Source organism: Lentisphaera marina, from assembly GCF_028745505.1.
GTDB lineage: Bacteria > Verrucomicrobiota > Lentisphaeria > Lentisphaerales > Lentisphaeraceae > Lentisphaera > Lentisphaera marina.
Genome location: NZ_JAQZZL010000002.1, coordinates 1,659,977 through 1,675,335, shown reverse-complemented (window position 1 = coordinate 1,675,335; position 15,359 = coordinate 1,659,977). Strand labels below are relative to the sequence as shown.

The 15,359-nt window shown below is 40.4% G+C and carries 12 protein-coding genes; 9 read left to right on the top strand and 3 right to left on the bottom strand.

All coding sequences use genetic code 11. The features are described 5' to 3' along the window. The first annotated feature begins 60 nt into the window (after positions 1–60). The 9 genes from PQO01_RS17820 (at position 61) to PQO01_RS17780 (ending at position 10,806) form a co-directional block, all read left to right on the top strand. Positions 61–1,575 carry a glycine hydroxymethyltransferase gene (locus PQO01_RS17820; RefSeq protein ID WP_274315522.1) on the top strand — a complete coding sequence of 505 codons (1,515 nt, stop codon included), beginning with the start codon at positions 61–63 and terminating at the stop codon, positions 1,573–1,575. Positions 1,576–1,584: 9 nt separating this feature from the next. After that, the gene (ilvB, locus tag PQO01_RS17815; protein ID WP_274315521.1) at positions 1,585–3,294 is read left to right on the top strand and encodes a biosynthetic-type acetolactate synthase large subunit; all 1,710 of its coding nucleotides are present in this window, start codon (positions 1,585–1,587) and stop codon (positions 3,292–3,294) included. A 10-nt stretch (positions 3,295–3,304) separates the two neighbouring features. Then, positions 3,305–3,802, top strand: a complete 498-nt coding sequence (gene ilvN / locus PQO01_RS17810; RefSeq protein WP_274315520.1) for an acetolactate synthase small subunit — start codon at positions 3,305–3,307, stop codon at positions 3,800–3,802. Between the two features lie 10 nt (positions 3,803–3,812). Beyond that, the gene (locus PQO01_RS17805; RefSeq protein ID WP_274315519.1) at positions 3,813–4,628 is read left to right on the top strand and encodes a transglutaminase family protein; all 816 of its coding nucleotides are present in this window, start codon (positions 3,813–3,815) and stop codon (positions 4,626–4,628) included. Beyond that, positions 4,629–5,900 carry a glutamate-1-semialdehyde 2,1-aminomutase gene (hemL, locus tag PQO01_RS17800; protein ID WP_274315518.1) on the top strand — a complete coding sequence of 424 codons (1,272 nt, stop codon included), beginning with the start codon at positions 4,629–4,631 and terminating at the stop codon, positions 5,898–5,900. Then, complete coding sequence (hemE, locus tag PQO01_RS17795; protein WP_274315517.1) at positions 5,900–6,931, top strand: uroporphyrinogen decarboxylase; 1,032 nt, start codon at positions 5,900–5,902, stop codon at positions 6,929–6,931. The genes hemL and hemE overlap by 1 nt, the downstream gene beginning before the upstream one ends. Positions 6,932–6,981: 50 nt before the next feature. Continuing rightward, a complete protein-coding gene (locus PQO01_RS17790; protein ID WP_274315516.1) occupies positions 6,982–7,341 on the top strand; it encodes a hypothetical protein in 360 nt (119 codons plus the stop codon). Between the two features lie 235 nt (positions 7,342–7,576). Next, positions 7,577–8,932, top strand: coding sequence for a glycosyltransferase family 2 protein (locus PQO01_RS17785; RefSeq protein WP_274315515.1), 1,356 nt, complete (start codon positions 7,577–7,579; stop codon positions 8,930–8,932). Beyond that, positions 8,929–10,806: a tetratricopeptide repeat protein gene (locus PQO01_RS17780; RefSeq protein WP_274315514.1), complete on the top strand. Its 1,878-nt coding sequence runs from the start codon at positions 8,929–8,931 to the stop codon at positions 10,804–10,806. Before PQO01_RS17785 ends, PQO01_RS17780 begins: the two co-directional genes overlap by 4 nt. Before the next feature lie 12 nt (positions 10,807–10,818). Here the strand turns inward: PQO01_RS17780 and PQO01_RS17775 are convergent, their stop codons facing one another. From PQO01_RS17775 to PQO01_RS17765, 3 genes are all read right to left on the bottom strand, one after another. After that, positions 10,819–12,642: a sulfatase-like hydrolase/transferase gene (locus tag PQO01_RS17775; RefSeq protein ID WP_274315513.1), complete on the bottom strand. Its 1,824-nt coding sequence runs from the start codon at positions 12,640–12,642 to the stop codon at positions 10,819–10,821. Between the two features lie 109 nt (positions 12,643–12,751). Then, positions 12,752–13,822: an alpha/beta hydrolase gene (locus PQO01_RS17770; protein ID WP_274315512.1), complete on the bottom strand. Its 1,071-nt coding sequence runs from the start codon at positions 13,820–13,822 to the stop codon at positions 12,752–12,754. Between the two features lie 168 nt (positions 13,823–13,990). Then, positions 13,991–15,247, bottom strand: coding sequence for a diaminopimelate decarboxylase (locus PQO01_RS17765; protein ID WP_274315511.1), 1,257 nt, complete (start codon positions 15,245–15,247; stop codon positions 13,991–13,993). Between the last annotated feature and the right edge of the window lie 112 nt (positions 15,248–15,359).

Sequence of the window (15,359 nt, the reverse complement as noted above, 5' to 3'; positions counted from 1 at the left end):
AGGTAGCGCTTTATATTGCAGGTCATTATAAATAAGAAAACGTACATAAGGGTTTTATATATGAGCGCATTAGCGACATACATTAAAGATATCGTAGCCAAAGGCGAGGAGCCAAATGCTGCAATGGTTGGTTACTTAGCAAATCTTGAGCAAGTTGCTAAAGTTGATAAGTCTGTACCTGCTTCCATTATTAAAGAGCTTGAAGATCAGCGTTCTTACTTAAAAATGATTGCTTCAGAGAACTACTGTTCACTTTCAACGCAATTGACTTTGGGTAATTTACTAACTGATAAGTATGCGGAAGGTTTCCCTAATCACCGTTACTATGCGGGTTGTGATAATATTGATAATCTCGAAGGTCAAGCATGTAAAGAAGCTTGTGATCTTTTCGGTGCAGAGCATGCTTATGTTCAGCCTCATTCAGGTGCTGATGCCAACATGGTAGCTTACTGGGCAATTTTGAATAAAGTGGTTCAGCAGCCTTACATGGAAAAAGTAGGTGAGACTAATCTTTATAATCTTTCTGATGAGCAGTGGTCTGAATTGCGTGAAGCATTTGGTAACCAAAAATTACTCGGGCTAAATTACTACTCTGGCGGTCACTTGACTCACGGTTATAGACACAATGTTTCAGCAAGAATGTTTGATGCTTATACTTATGACGTAGATCCTAAAACTCAGGTTCTCGATTACGACTCAATTCGCAAGCAAGCTGAAGAAATCAAGCCAACTATCCTACTAGCTGGTTACTCTGCTTACCCACGTAAAGTTAATTTCCGTATCATGCGCGAAATTGCTGATAGTGTTGGAGCGGTCTTTATGGTAGATATGGCTCACTTTGCAGGTTTAGTTGCAGGTAAAGTATTCACTGGTGATTTTGATCCTGTTCAACATGCTGATGTTGTCACAACAACGACACACAAAACACTTCGCGGTCCCCGTGGTGGTTTAATTCTTGCTAAGAAAGAATTTGGTGATTTTATTGACCAAGGTTGCCCAATGGTGCTCGGCGGTCCACTTCCTCATAGTATGGCAGCAAAAGCTATTGCTTTTAAAGAAGCTAATACTCCAGAGTTCCAAGACTACGCTAAAAATATTATTAAAAATTCTCATGCTTTAGCATCAAACCTTACTGAAGCTGGTGTAAACCTTACTTCTGGTGGAACTGACAATCACCTCATGGTATTGGATGTGACAAACTTTGGTTTGACTGGGCGCCAAGCAGAAGATGCTGTACGCGCAGCGGGTATTACTCTTAATCGTAACTCAGTTCCTTTTGATCCCAATGGTGCATGGTATACATCTGGCTTAAGAATTGGTACTCCAGCTCTTACGACACTCGGTATGGGCCAAGCTGAAATGAAAGAAATTGCCGAGATCGTTGTAGAAATTCTCAATACTACTGAAGCAAACACAATTACTAAAGGTAAAAACGCGGGCAAGAAATCACTTGCTAAAGCTACGACAGACGAGGCTGTAATTGCTTCATGTCGTGAACGTGTGACTAAGCTCTTAGAACGTTTTGTTCTTTACCCAGAGCTCGATACGGAAATTTTGAAACAGGTTTTAAACTAGGATAATTTAATGAACGCAGCAGAAGCAGTAATTAAATGTTTGGAAAAGCATGGCGTAGAGTACATTTTTGGCTACTCTGGCGGTGCGGCGATTCCATTCTTTGATGCTCTGGTTACCACAAATACTGATATAGAACTGATTCTTGTTCGTCATGAACAAGGAGCGACTCACATGGCCGATGGTTATGCGAGAGCCACGGGTAAACCGGGGGTTGTTCTAGTGACGAGTGGGCCAGGTGCTACCAATACGATTACAGGCCTAATAACAGCACAAATGGACTCAGTCCCAATGATTGTTATTACAGGTCAAACCATTAGCCCAATGTTGGGTAAAGATGCTTTTCAGGAAGCAGATGTCTTTGGTATTTCTCTGCCTGTGGTCAAGCACAGTTATTTGGTGCGTTCTCATGAAGATATAACTAGAACTGTAAATGAAGCATTTTATGTTGCAACTAGTGGTCGTCCAGGTCCAGTTGTGATTGATGTTCCTAAGGATATAAGTTCAACTGAGGGTGTGTTTGATTTAGATGCAGCTATGGACCTTCCTGGTTACACTGTTCCAGGACATGGTGATAAAGATAAAATTAAACAAATCGCCAAAGCATTTAAAAAAGCGCGCAAACCCTTGCTTCTAGTAGGCCATGGATGTGTCCTGTCTAGCGCTGAAGAAGAAGTGCGTGAACTAGCAGAAAAACTCAATGTTCCGGTAGTTACTACACTTTTGGGTAAAGGTGCTATTTCAGAAAAGCATGACCTATCTTTAGGTATGCTCGGTATGCACGGAACTGCCTATGCTAACTTTGCTGTTAAAAATTGCGACTTAGTGTGTTCTATTGGTTCAAGATGGGATGATCGCATTGTTGGTAAGCTTGACGAATTTTGTGCTGACGCAGTTAGAATTCATATCGATATTGACCCCTCTGAGTACGGTAAAATGATCACGCCAGATTATTGGTGTGTAGGTGATGCACGTCTCATTCTTGAGGAGTTAATTCTTCAAGTTGAAGAGTGCGATTCAGCCACTTGGGTTGAAGAAGTGAAACAATGGCGCCAAGACTATCCTTTGAAATATGATAAAATCCAAGGTGGACTAACAATGCAGGAAGTTCTAGCGGAGTTAGATAAGCAAAGTGATAGTGAGGCGATTGTTGCTACTGACGTAGGTCAACACCAAATGTGGGCGGCACAGTTCTGTAAATCAACTAAAGGTAAAAATTGGTTGAGTTCAGGTGGCGCAGGTACTATGGGCTTTGGTTTTCCAGCGGCAATTGGTGCTCAGTTTGGTCGTCCCGATGATTTAGTTGTATCTGTTTCGGGTGATGGTGGCTTCCAAATGACTTTGTTTGAATTGTCGACGGCTGCAATCCACAAATTACCTGTAAAGATTTTAGTTTTAAATAACAGTTACTTAGGCATGGTTCGTCAGTGGCAAGAACTCTTCTTTGATGAGCGTCTTTCTGGTGTTGATATGGTGGGTAATCCTGACTTTGTAAAATTAGCAGAGTCATATGGCGTAAAAGCTTTCCGTATGTCCAGCAGTGATGATGTGGCGAAAGTGTGGGAAGAGGCTCTAGCCTATAATGATGGTCCTTGCTTAATTGAAGCTGTTTGTAATAAAACAGATAATGTTTATCCGATGATTCCTGCAGGAGCTAATTATGATAAGATGTTACTTGAAGCTCCAAGTGAAAAATTAGATAAACCAACTGGTTCAACTTAAGGATTTGATGATGAAAGATTTTCAAACTCATACAATAAGTGTTTATATCCGCAATAACCCAGGGGCTTTGATGCGCATGTGTCAAATCTTCTCACGACGTGGATACAATATTGACTCTCTCGTCGTTTCTCCTGCGATGGATGGGCGCTTCTCACGTGTTTCAATCTCTGCTAAAGGCGCAAGTGATAGTCTCAAGCAAATTAACCTTCAATTGGAAAAGCTAGTTGATGTAGTTCATTGTATTGAGCATACAGATACTGAAGCCATTGTACGTGAGATGGTTCTTGTTAAAGTAGCAGCAGACGCGACCAAGCGTGGAGAAATTTTGCAAATCACCAAACATTTTGGTGGTAAAACAGTTGACTTCACTGACAATTCTTTGGTTATTGAGTGCTCTGGTGCTTCATCCAAATTGGATGCAATGATTGCCCTGCTAGGGAATTATGAAATTGTCGAGATGGTTCGTAGTGGACAGATGTTAATGGCTCGTGGGGGAAATCCCACCTAGGGTATTTGAAATGGCGGCTCACTTAACTGGAAAAGTAAATGCATTGTCAGAGCTTCTTTGTCGTCGAGATGAGGATTTTGATGCTTTGTGCGATGCTTTGCTGAAAAGTGACATTGCTGAATTACAAATAATGACGATGAAGATGGAGGAGCTCGAATTACCTGCAAAAGGGATTCTGAGTAAGTTGCTCCATTCTCGTCGCGTCAATGAAATTAGTAAAAAGATACAAGGGACTTTTGAGAAGGCTCAAAAGAATTCCTTTGAAGATATTTTGATTTTGATTGACACTCTTATATGTAATAAAAATAATCAAGAGCAGATTAAAGCTCATGTTGATCAACTTGATGCTCAGTTAGGTGACGAACCTAGTTTTGAGCAGTTTAAAAATGTCTTTGAGCAATTTAGCGCACAGAATATCGATTATCAGCAAGCTCAAAACTGCTCGCTCTATAGTGTTTTATCATTCAAGAAAGGTATGCCGGTAATCATTTGTGCTTTAGTGGTGCTTTTAGCTAAGCGCAAAAACCTCAAATTTTTTGGTGTTAATTTACCGGGTTATTTTATCCTCGCACAAGAGTTTGAAGATGGTAGCTTAGCTTATTACGACCCTTCGAATAAGGGCTTTAAAGAATTATCAAAAAATGAATTGCGAGTCCTGACAAATCGCTACGGCTATGAGTTAAGACCAGAAATGCTTGACCCCGTTGGGGAAATTGAAATTTTAATAAGAATTATGAACAACTTGTATCGCATTTGGGCAGAGCAAAGCAGTAGCCTAAAGTTTCGCGCAGCAGGTAATATTATACAAATGATGAAAGGGGCCTAGATGTCTTTATCTAATGATTTTTATTCCAAAGCAAAAGAATTAATTCCAGGTGGAGTTGATTCGCCTGTACGTGCTTTTGGAGCCGTTGGTGGAGAGCCACTTTTTTTTGAAAAAGCTCAGGGAGCTTATTTAACTAGTGTTGAGGGAGATGAATACCTCGACTTTGTTATGTCATGGGGGCCTGCAGTTCTAGGACATGCACCATCAGAAGTTGTCGATGCAGTTAAGGCACAAGCGGAATCAGCTTTTAGTTTTGGTATGAGTTGTCCCTTAGAATATGATCTTGCCAAATTGATGTCTGATACAGTAAATGGTTTAGAGATGGTGCGCTTTGTGAGCTCTGGAACCGAAGCCACTATGAGTGCAATACGGTTGGCGCGTGGGTTTACTGGTAAAGATGAATTTATTAAGTTTGAGGGCTGTTATCACGGTCACTCAGATGGTTTACTCGTAAAAGCTGGTTCAGGAGTATCTACTTTTGGGACTGCTAGTTCAGCAGGTGTGCCGGAGGGCTACACAGCCACGACAAGAACGGCAGTTTATAATGACTTAGATTCCGTAGAAAGTATTTTACGTGATGGAAAAACGTCTGCGATCATTTTAGAGCCTGTTGCGGGTAACATGGGTTTAGTTCCTGGAGATAAAGATTTTATTTTGGGTTTACGCAAGCTTTGTGATCAGTATGGAGCTTTGCTTATTTTTGATGAAGTTATGTGTGCATTTCGTGTCCATGAAACAACGGCCGCAGAACTTTATGGTGTCGTGCCAGATTTATTCTGCTTCGGTAAAGTGATTGGTGGTGGTTTACCTGTCGGTGCCTTTGGTGGAAGAAAAGATGTGATGGAGAAACTTGCGCCACTAGGCCCAGTGTACCAAGCAGGAACTCTTTCTGGAAATCCTTTAGCTATGGCTGCGGGGATTAAAAATTTAGAAGTTTTCCTCCGCGATAAAATTTGGGAAAAAACCAATGACTTGGGTGAGAGTCTGAATGCTAAAGTTCAGGAACTTATTAAAGGTCGTGATGATGTGTGTTTTACTCAGTTAGGCTCAATGTTCACGCTCTTTTTTAAAGAAACTTTACCTAAAAACATGGCCGAAGTCGGAGAGTGTGACTTTGATAGATTTGGACGCTTTTTTCAGTTCTGTTTAAAGCATAAAATTTTATTGCCACCTTCGCAATATGAGGCGAACTTCTTGTCGAGTGCTCATACAGAACAGGATTTGGATCATTACGTATCCACATTAGAACAATTTTTAAAGGAAGATCAATAATGGGTTTATTACTAGATACCGCCTTAGGGAAAAAATGTGAAAGAACACCTATTTGGCTAATGAGACAAGCAGGGCGTTATATGCCCGAGTATCGCGCAGTTCGCGAGAAATTTTCATTTTTAGAAATGTGCATGCAGTACGAGAATGCTGTAGAAGTCACCATGCAACCTATCGATATTCTTGATGTTGATGCGGCAATTTTGTTTTCGGATATTCTCACACCGCTCATACCCATGGGTTTTGACTTGAATTTCTATGAAGGTAGAGGACCAGTCATTCATAATCCTATAGAAAATGCTGAAGATGTGTCTCGCGTGATTGTTCCTGATGTAACTAAAGGTTCAGATTATGTTTATGATGCGCTTTCAGCAATTCGTAAAAAGCTTTCCCCAGAAAAAGATTTAATTGGTTTTTCTGGTGCTCCTTTTACAGTGGCATCTTACGCAATTGAGGGTGGTAGTTCAAAGAATTACCTAAAAATCAAAACCTTCATGTATACACAGCCCAAAGCTTATGATGAATTGATGAATAAAATTGCAGAAATGACCTGTTACTATTTGTTAGAGCAGTTTAAAGCTGGTGCGCAGATTGTGCAGATTTTTGATTCATGGGGTGGTGTTCTAAGTCGTGAAGATTATTTAAAATACTCTCATCCTTATACAGTGAAGATTATTGATTTCTTGAAAAAGGAAACGGGTGGAAAGCCGGTTATCCATTTTGTAAAAGGTGCTAACGCTTATTTTGATTCAGTTGCTGATTCACAGGCAGACGTATTAGGCACAGACTGGACGCTTCCGCTTAATGTTGCAAAAGATCTCTGTAATAATTCACGTGTTCTTCAAGGTAACTTGGATCCAGCATCGCTCTTCTCAAATAAAGAGATCTTAGCCGAAAAGCTTGAGTTGATTAGAGAGCAAGCCAAAGGATTAAAAGGACATATTTTCAATCTTGGTCATGGCATCATGCCAAAGACTCCTGTTGAAAATGTCAAATTTGTTGTAGATACTGTCAAGTCTTGGCGTAATAAGTAGTTGAAGTCCATCAACTAGGCCATAGATTTTAAAAAGCTTTAGGAGAAAAAATGAAATTAATCAAATTACTCATCGTTATGTCATTCCTTGCCTTTGCAACACAGTCATGTCAAAGTGACCCAGGAGAGTACTCTTCTGTGAAGGCGTCTAAATATAATTACGCACCATATTCTGCTGAGGAAGCATGGTCACAGGCAATACAATTGTTCGGTGGAAAAGTCGTAGCAGATGATAGCGCTACTTTAACATTGGATGTTCAGTTCTTTGAAACACCTGTAAGTATTAAGTTTGAGCCGATGACCAATCGTAGTTCAAAGTATACTGTGTCGGCAAGACGTTACTTAGTTGTAGGTGCTGAAGATTCAGTGAATACAGTGTATCGCGAATTAGAGCGTCATTATAATCAGTAGAACTCTAAGTCACTGATTAAAAAAGCCGGCTTCACCGCCGGCTTTTTTTGTGCCTAGCTTTTTTTATCTCAATATTAGTTCCTGTTGAATAATGATTTATGTACAAAAACATTAAGAATCAATGAATAATGAAGCTTAAGTGATGAGTCTAGTTTTTAAAATTGCTTTTCATAATTCGCTCTTATATCTTACTGATACAGAAGAAGTAATCTTTAAGTAAAAAGAGGGTTTTCTTATGGCTTTTATGCCTTGGTTTACAGTGACACCAACGACACTCATTTGTATTGCCGGGTATATAAGAAATGCAAAGTATACTCAAAGCGTAACTTCAGAGAGGTATAAGACGGCGGTCGTAGATGTGTTGATCCCGGCATATAATGAAGAAAGAAATATTTTACTCTGTCTTGAGTCACTTCACGAACAAAATTTCAAATTCCGTAAGGTGCTTTTAATTGATGATCATAGTGATGACCGAACAGTGGAGATCGCTAAAGGCTTTTCTCGTGATGTAGGGATGGAATTGGAGGTGATGGTTCGAGAGACTCATGTCGGAAAAACTCCAGCAGTGAAATATGAGGCCCGTGTCAGTGATGCGGATGTCGAGTTTGTATTAGATGGCGATACAGTATTAAGTTCCAAGTTTTATTTGGAACGAGTCATCCAAGAGTTATATAAGTATGATGATGTGGCAAGTTCCTGTGGTGTGGTCTTGCCAGAAAGTTTTCGAAAGCGCAAGAAATACTTATCGGAAGAACATGTGGCTAAGTACAGCCTTGATCATCATGTTCAAGGTGAGATGTCTGTAGGAGTTATACATCATGCCAGTCGTTTTATTAGCAATTGCTATCGCAAGGTAATGTGCCTGTTTCTACAACGTTTTATTTATCAGGCAGAAATGAATTACTGTGGTTCAATCGTGAACCCCATTGGCTGTGCAGTTGCTTATAAACGCAAATATTTAAAAGAGATCTTTAACGAATACGAGCCAATACTCGGAGATGATTTAACGGACTCGGAAGATATATTTTTGGGCTTTGCTTTAGCTGAAGAGGGCTATAGGAATGTTCATGTGTCTGATGTGGAAGCAAGAACACTAGAACCTGAGTTACAAGATGTTCCCAAACAAGTAATGATGTGGTCGTCTTCTTTTCTCCAAAGTTGTTATTATTTCGATAACCTTCTTTACTCAATTTTTAAATTTGCCAAACGTCATCCTTTGAAAGGGAAAAGAGAACCTAAGTTAGATGATACAGCTCATGGTGATGAAGGCCATGAGTATACACACCTCTATGGTCGTGATATAGGTGTTATTATTTTTACTGGTTTATGTGAGAAATTGGCTTTCCCCATAGTTTTTTTGGTGTTGATATTTGGCCAGATGTGGGAGCCCTTGGTACTGACTATGCTAGGGGAAGCGCTGATTAGTACAACTATTTTAGTTTTTTGTATAAAAAGAAAACGGCTTAAAATGTTTTTTGAAGCTTTGTTAATCACACCAATTCGTTATTTGGTAATGCTTTTTGACATTGTCGTTATGTTTCGCTTCGCCAAGGATATATGGATAGGTAAAGAAAGGCATTGGCGAAAATGACTTATAAAATAACAGTTTTACTATTGTTTTTTACAAGTTTATTAAATGCTCAAGTCAAAGTGAAGGCTGGTAGCCCTTTAGCCGATTTTAAATTTCCTAGTGAAAATAAAAACGAAGCTAAATTAAGCGCAGATGAACATTTACAGAAAGCTTTGAATGCAGAGTTTGATAAAAAGTTCAATCTAGCCATTGATCATTATAAGAAGTATTTAGGAATGAAGCCAGATGATGTGAGTATTCATTTGCGTTTATCTGATATTTATAATGTTCAAAAAGATTTTGATAAAGCATTGGAGCTTTTGTTAAAAGCCAAAGATCTTGAGCAAGATAACCCCGAGCTTCTCAAAAAGTTATATCAAACTTATTCGGCATTAAATGAGCCCGATAATGCATTCCGAATTTGTGAACAAGCTTTGAATCTAGATTCCGAGAATGAAGTGCTGATGACAGATTACTGCGTGTTAGCTGCGTGGGCAGGTCACATGGATAAAGCAAGGGAGGGCTATTTGAAATTGCTTGAGAAAAACCCGGATAATAACGAGGTTAAATTTAAGCTTTATAAGCATTTAAGTAATGAAGGACGCCTGGATGAAGCGATTCGTTCTATGGGGGATCTAGTAGAGAGAACCCCCCATAACCTTGAATACCGTTTAGAGTATTCACGTTATTTGCGCTGGGTAGGGGCCTATTATGAGTCGCTCAAGACCTTGAATGCGGCGCCCCAAGAGCAAGAAAATGAAGTGGAGTTGATCTTAGAGAAAGCTAGAACTTACGCTTGGGCATCGTACTCAGATCATTCCCTTAAGGAATTAGAAAAGTTAGGCTCTGAAGAGCAGGATAAATTTCAAGCCATGTATTCAAAAGCAGTTGCCTACCGTCAAGCGGGGTATAAATCCGACGCGAGTTTGACCTTACAGGGAATCAATCTTCCAGAGCATGAAGTAGAACTTAAATACTTGAAAAATGCAGAAAAATTAGATGGTCAATCCGGTCCAGAATTTGATGCTCAGTATACTCGAGATAGTGATGAGTTGATCCGTTTTGATGATCGAGTAGGATGGAGGACGGTTGTGTCTCCCGAGTTGACTTTAAAACTAGATCATGAGCATACTTATCTACAAGCTTCACGTAAAACTGAATTCACACGTGAAGATGGTGAAAAGAGTATTGATATTTATCGATATATTTTAAGTGGGACTTACCAAGTAGAAAGAGATTTTAAACTTACTGCGGGCGGTGGTTATAGTTATCATGAAGAGGATCATTTGATGATTGCTGATTTACGAGGGTATCTACGGATTAATGATCAATTATCTAGCTATATAAGTTATCGTCGCCGATATTTTGATATTTCACCTAGAAGTGTATCCTTAAATATTCGTAACAATAGCTATGAAACGGGCTTTACGAGTCAATATAAACTCGAACATTTTGTACGTTTCAGTATGGGGTATGATGATTTGTCAGATGGGAATGGGCGCTATCGTTTAGTGGCGAGTCATAGTCAGCCTTTGTTGAGGCGTCTAAAATATGACCTAGATATTGGACCAATGGCATTGTTTTATGGTTTTGATAATGACGAGGAAGATCATGGCTATTATGACCCCGGTTTTTATCAACGTTACACCATGATGTTATGGGGTCAGTATGAAATTGATGAGACAAAGCAAGTGAATGCAAACCTTGCTTTAGGTATACATCGAGATGAAGACATGAATAGTTTTGAACCTGGAGGGGATGTCAGCGCGCAGTTTTTAATGGGTTTACAAACAGATGTGTTTTTTAAAACACAAGCAGGTTACTCCCTGTGGTATCAAGATCCAGGGGAGTACTCGGCCTTTTATGTTGGTTGTAGCGTATATTTACGCTTATAAGAAAAGACTTGTTTAGAGTGTCTTACCTTTGTTCTTGGTCTTGATACCAAATTGTTCTTTCATGCGATTGACGTAATTACCGTGACTATATTCACAGGCCTTCATAGATTCAAGATAAAGGCTTGGGTCGTCTTTGATCCAATCAATGATATTGAATATTTTAAGTGAGGCATAAGAGCTCTCTCTTAGTAATTGCTTCCATGTCTTGCGAGCAGTGGTTTTATCACCATTTTTATAGAACATCCATGCGGCCATAATGCGAACGTGATGTGATTCATCCAGGAGTAGGGGCTGAATGATTTTTGCGTCAACCGCGATTTGCTCCTGTAGGTTGAAAAGACCAACTGTGGCCCAGTAACGTACTCCTGAATCGCTGTCTTTTAGTTTCTGTGTAAGAGCATCTAAATTGAGAGGGTCATTTTTTAGTGCGAGTTCAGATGTTTTTAAATAAGCATGGAGATTATAAAGCTTCGGATCGCGCACATAATCATAAATAGTGATGTTCTCTTTTGCGGCTTTTTCTACAAGTTCACTTTCTGGTAACATTCCAGCATCATAGATGGCTTTTTGCTGATTCGTCATCGCCGTACGGAGCTCTTGAATCACTTCTTTATATTCGGGTTGATTAATAAGGTTATTAATGTTGTCTGGATCTCTACTCGTATCGTAGAGCTCTTCCATGGGTTTCGTTTGGAAAAAGCGCCCAGTTATATCGGTGGTTTTGTTTTCTTTGTTGTAGCTATCCCATGCTTGTGTGGCTTTCATTTTCCAAAGGTAAGTTAGTTTTTGTCCCCATGGAGCATAAGGCATGTAATTGCGGATGTAGAGGAATTGTTTATTGCGAATGGCGCGAACATTATCGCAGCGTTCATCCATACGAGTTCGGAAACTGAAATGATAAGGTCGTTCAGTTTCTTTATTTTCTCCAAGAAAAACTCTGCCTTGTAAATAATCGGGTGTCGGGGCTCCAGAAAGACTTAACCAAGTCTTGGTCATGTCAACAAAACTAACGAGTTGATCGACTTTTGAATTGGTGCTTGTCGCAGGCCATAGGTGTTTATATTTATCGGGAATACGGATGATGAGGGGGCAATGAGTACCACTATTAAATAGAAAACGTTTACTACGTGGAAGAACTCCGCCATGGTCTGAATTATATATAACAATCGTATTATCAGCTAGGCCGTTATCCTTTAATTCTTTTAGAGCTTTGCCAATATCAGCATCCATTTTTTTTACGGCATCGTGATAATGGTTGTAGTTTTGTCGGATGGTTAAAATGTCGGGGTGGTATTTGGCTAAAGAGACATTTTTTGGGTCACGAGTGGATTTTGTGACGTCACCAAAAGCTTTAGATTCATGTGACTTAGTACTATTAAGAACTTGGAAAAAGGGTTGTTTTTCTTTGAGCGTTTTCCAGTTGAGTTTATTCGAATCCCAACAATCCTTATCGTTGCGTCCACCAATGTTATAATCTGTCTTAGTGACATTGGAACAATAGTAGCCTGCTTGTTTGAGAAGGTCAGGGTAGTATTTAATTCGATCATGTGGTATTTCATATCGGCTTCTCATGGGGTGAGTCCCCATAGATAGGGCAAGTACACCGGTAATCCATGTGGATCTTGAAGGGGCACAGACAGGAGCGTTTGCATAGGTTTGAGTATATAAAAAACCTTCTTTTGCAAGTTGGTCAATGTGAGGTGTATCTGCATGTGGATTGCCGTAGGCCCCAATCCAGTTGATATTATTATCTTCACTGGTGAGCCAGAGGATGTTAGGTTTGTCCTGAGCATTAAGTCCAAGAGCAAGGAATAGCAATAAGATTGTTTTGTACATGTATTAGATCCTTTTTGTGTGGAAGGTTATACGTTTTATACACCGAGTATGAATTTAGGTGACAAGATAGTGAGGTTTTGTGATAAAATTATTGATCAATTTATATGTTTTATTCAAGAATGAATTCTAAATAGTTCTCAAGTTCTTGGTAGTAATTTGGTGGAAAACTATGACCCATGCCGTTAATTTTGCTGTAGCGTACTTGAGCACCCTGATTACGTAGCCATGTGTAGTTAGCTTTGCTAAGGGCGAGGTTGCCTGCGTGCTCATCGGCACCGCAAATGATGATGGCTTTTTTGCCTTTAAGCTTTGGTGTTGTTTTAATTTGATTTAACTGAGAGCCGTTTTTTGAGCCAGGGCATAGAGTGATGATTCCATGAAAGAGTTTTGGGTGCCTTGCTAAAAGCTCAGTAGATAACTGTGCGCCCTGTGAAAACCCTATGAGGATCACTGGGCGTTTCTCTTTGTTTAAGTCAAGCCCTTTTGTTTTTAATAATCTTTTGATGTGAGTATAGTCCTTGGCTATATTCTCGGACCACATGAATGAATCCCTTTCAAACGGAATAGAGGCGCTGATTCCAATGAAAGTAACTTGATGTTTATTCGCAAAATCTTGATCGTCGGAGCTGGCGAAATCTTCGGGTTTAGATCCATAGCCATGAAAACCAATAAGTATCGCCTTTGAGCGTCCCTCATTAGGTACAATGCTTAAAATGCGACAGTGTGAACTTTTTGTCCAAACATCTGAGCAAGATTTTAGCCAAGGCCTGAGTTTGTCCCAGTATTTTGAATTCATGACGGGGATGAGTTGTCGGTCCTCTAGGGCAAAGCTGTAATAAACTCCTTCACTAATAGCCGCTTTTTGTAAATAATAGACTGCAGCATCTGTGTCGTTATTTAAGGAGTAGTAGCAAGCGAGTTCATAGAGGCCGTCTTCGGGCTTGGCTTGTGTGGCCCAGTATTGAAACTGAATTGCAAGTTCGAACCTGCCTTTGTCGGCGTGGCGGCTTGCGGTATTCGCAAGAAATTCTTCATTGTGTTGGCTTAGGTCAAATTTTTCAAAAGACTTTGATGGAGCTGGTGGGGTTTTGATTTTGAATAAAGCATTAGGAAAAGAGTCAGAGGAGGGGTTCCCGAGACAGATTAGTGGTAAGCAAAAAAGCAGAATAAGTATTTTCATGTGAACTCCATTGAAAAGCTTCTGTGGTTTTAAACATTATTAATTACTTTGAGAAGCTGTGCAGATGATTGATGTAAACAGGCAAAGAGCTCTTTCGAGGTTTATTTGCCTGTTGTGTATGGGCTCCCTATTTTTTAAGTAGAAGCGTTCACGAGAAACATTTGTGAACTAAAGGTATGAGGGTAGAACTTCGTTGACTAATATCTGTTCCATTGTCTCACGCTTTTTGATGATGTGAGCCTTATCTTCGTGGTCTAGAATTAACTCGGCGACCTGAGGGAAAGAGTTATAGTTCTTTAAAGACATGGATGCACAATAGGCTCCTGCTCCTTCGATTATGACGGTGTCGCCAATGTTGCTCTTGGGTAGGAGGCGGGGCTCAAGAGTGTCGTCAGCAGAAACCGAGAACAAGTCACCACTTTCACAGCAGTGGCCAGTGATAACATATTCAACTTGTTCGTCAGAGTCACTAACAGGAATACATGGGTGGTGAGCAGCGTAGAGAGCGGGTCGCGTAAGCATATCCATCCCGGCGTTAATTTTGAGGAAAGTATAGCCGTCGTCGCCTGTGTGGGTGATGTCATCAATTGAGCAGACCAGTGACCCGGCATTGGCGACTAGGAAGGTGCCGGGTTCAAGTTCGAGATGGTAGTTACGGCCAGTTTCTTCAGCTTCTTTTTTGAGTACGTCGGCAACAGTTTGGCCAACGGCTTCTATGGAAGTGGAAACTTCTCCAGCATGACGGGCCACTTTGAAGCCTCCGCCAAGGTTAAGTGTCTTCACTTCGGGAAGTTGGCGAGCGACAGCTAGGGTTAGGCTGGCAGCGCGTTCCCAAACAGCGGGGTCGGCACCAGAGCCAACATGTGAGTGGAGGCGAGTTATGCGTAGTCCGCATTCTTCGGCAAGAGCTTTTACTTCTTCGACTTGTTCATACCATATACCAAAAGAGGAAGAGGGGCCGCCAACATTTGTTTTGCGGCTAGATCCTGATCCTAGGCCTGGGTTGATGCGAATCGAGATCTCGCTATTGCGAGGAGCTAGAGCGGCATAGCGACGCAGTTGTTCGAGAGAGCAAGCGTTGAAGCGTACACCTTCTTTGATAATGAGTTCTAAATGCTCAGAGCTCATCTCTTGAGAAGTGAGCTGAATTTTATCAGCGGCAATGCCAGCTTTTAAACAGCGTATGACCTCGTATTCACTAGAGGCGTCAAAGTGAAAGCCGGTATTTTCAATTATCTTTAATATGGCTGTGTTAGGGTTGGCTTTGATGGCATAGCGCGCAGTTAAACCAAAGGGAGCTGGGATGGCTAAGATAGCTTGACACTGTTTTTCAATCTCTTTTTGAGAGTAGACGTAGAAGGGGGTGTGATACTCATCGGTGAGCGTAGAAATAAGCTGATTATTGAGGAAAGTAAAATTTTGCATAAAAAATATTTTGAATGGCTTGTTTAATTAATTAGTTCGCCTAATGTTGCACCCATTCCATTCCCCGCAAGATCTAGACATAGATAAAGCCATGATAAATGTCTTTAGAGTT

Bases quoted from the DNA above. Each gene is read 5' to 3' on its own strand.
- PQO01_RS17775 (WP_274315513.1), bottom strand. From the start codon at position 12,642: ATGTACAAAACAATCTTATTGCTATTCCTTGCTCTTGGACTTAATGCT.
- PQO01_RS17765 (WP_274315511.1), bottom strand. From the start codon at position 15,247: ATGCAAAATTTTACTTTCCTCAATAATCAGCTTATTTCTACGCTCACC.
- PQO01_RS17790 (WP_274315516.1), top strand. From the start codon at position 6,982: ATGAAATTAATCAAATTACTCATCGTTATGTCATTCCTTGCCTTTGCA.
- hemE (WP_274315517.1), top strand. From the start codon at position 5,900: ATGGGTTTATTACTAGATACCGCCTTAGGGAAAAAATGTGAAAGAACA.
- PQO01_RS17780 (WP_274315514.1), top strand. From the start codon at position 8,929: ATGACTTATAAAATAACAGTTTTACTATTGTTTTTTACAAGTTTATTA.
- PQO01_RS17770 (WP_274315512.1), bottom strand. From the start codon at position 13,822: ATGAAAATACTTATTCTGCTTTTTTGCTTACCACTAATCTGTCTCGGG.
- ilvN (WP_274315520.1), top strand. From the start codon at position 3,305: ATGAAAGATTTTCAAACTCATACAATAAGTGTTTATATCCGCAATAAC.
- PQO01_RS17805 (WP_274315519.1), top strand. From the start codon at position 3,813: ATGGCGGCTCACTTAACTGGAAAAGTAAATGCATTGTCAGAGCTTCTT.
- PQO01_RS17785 (WP_274315515.1), top strand. From the start codon at position 7,577: ATGGCTTTTATGCCTTGGTTTACAGTGACACCAACGACACTCATTTGT.
- ilvB (WP_274315521.1), top strand. From the start codon at position 1,585: ATGAACGCAGCAGAAGCAGTAATTAAATGTTTGGAAAAGCATGGCGTA.
- hemL (WP_274315518.1), top strand. From the start codon at position 4,629: ATGTCTTTATCTAATGATTTTTATTCCAAAGCAAAAGAATTAATTCCA.
- PQO01_RS17820 (WP_274315522.1), top strand. From the start codon at position 61: ATGAGCGCATTAGCGACATACATTAAAGATATCGTAGCCAAAGGCGAG.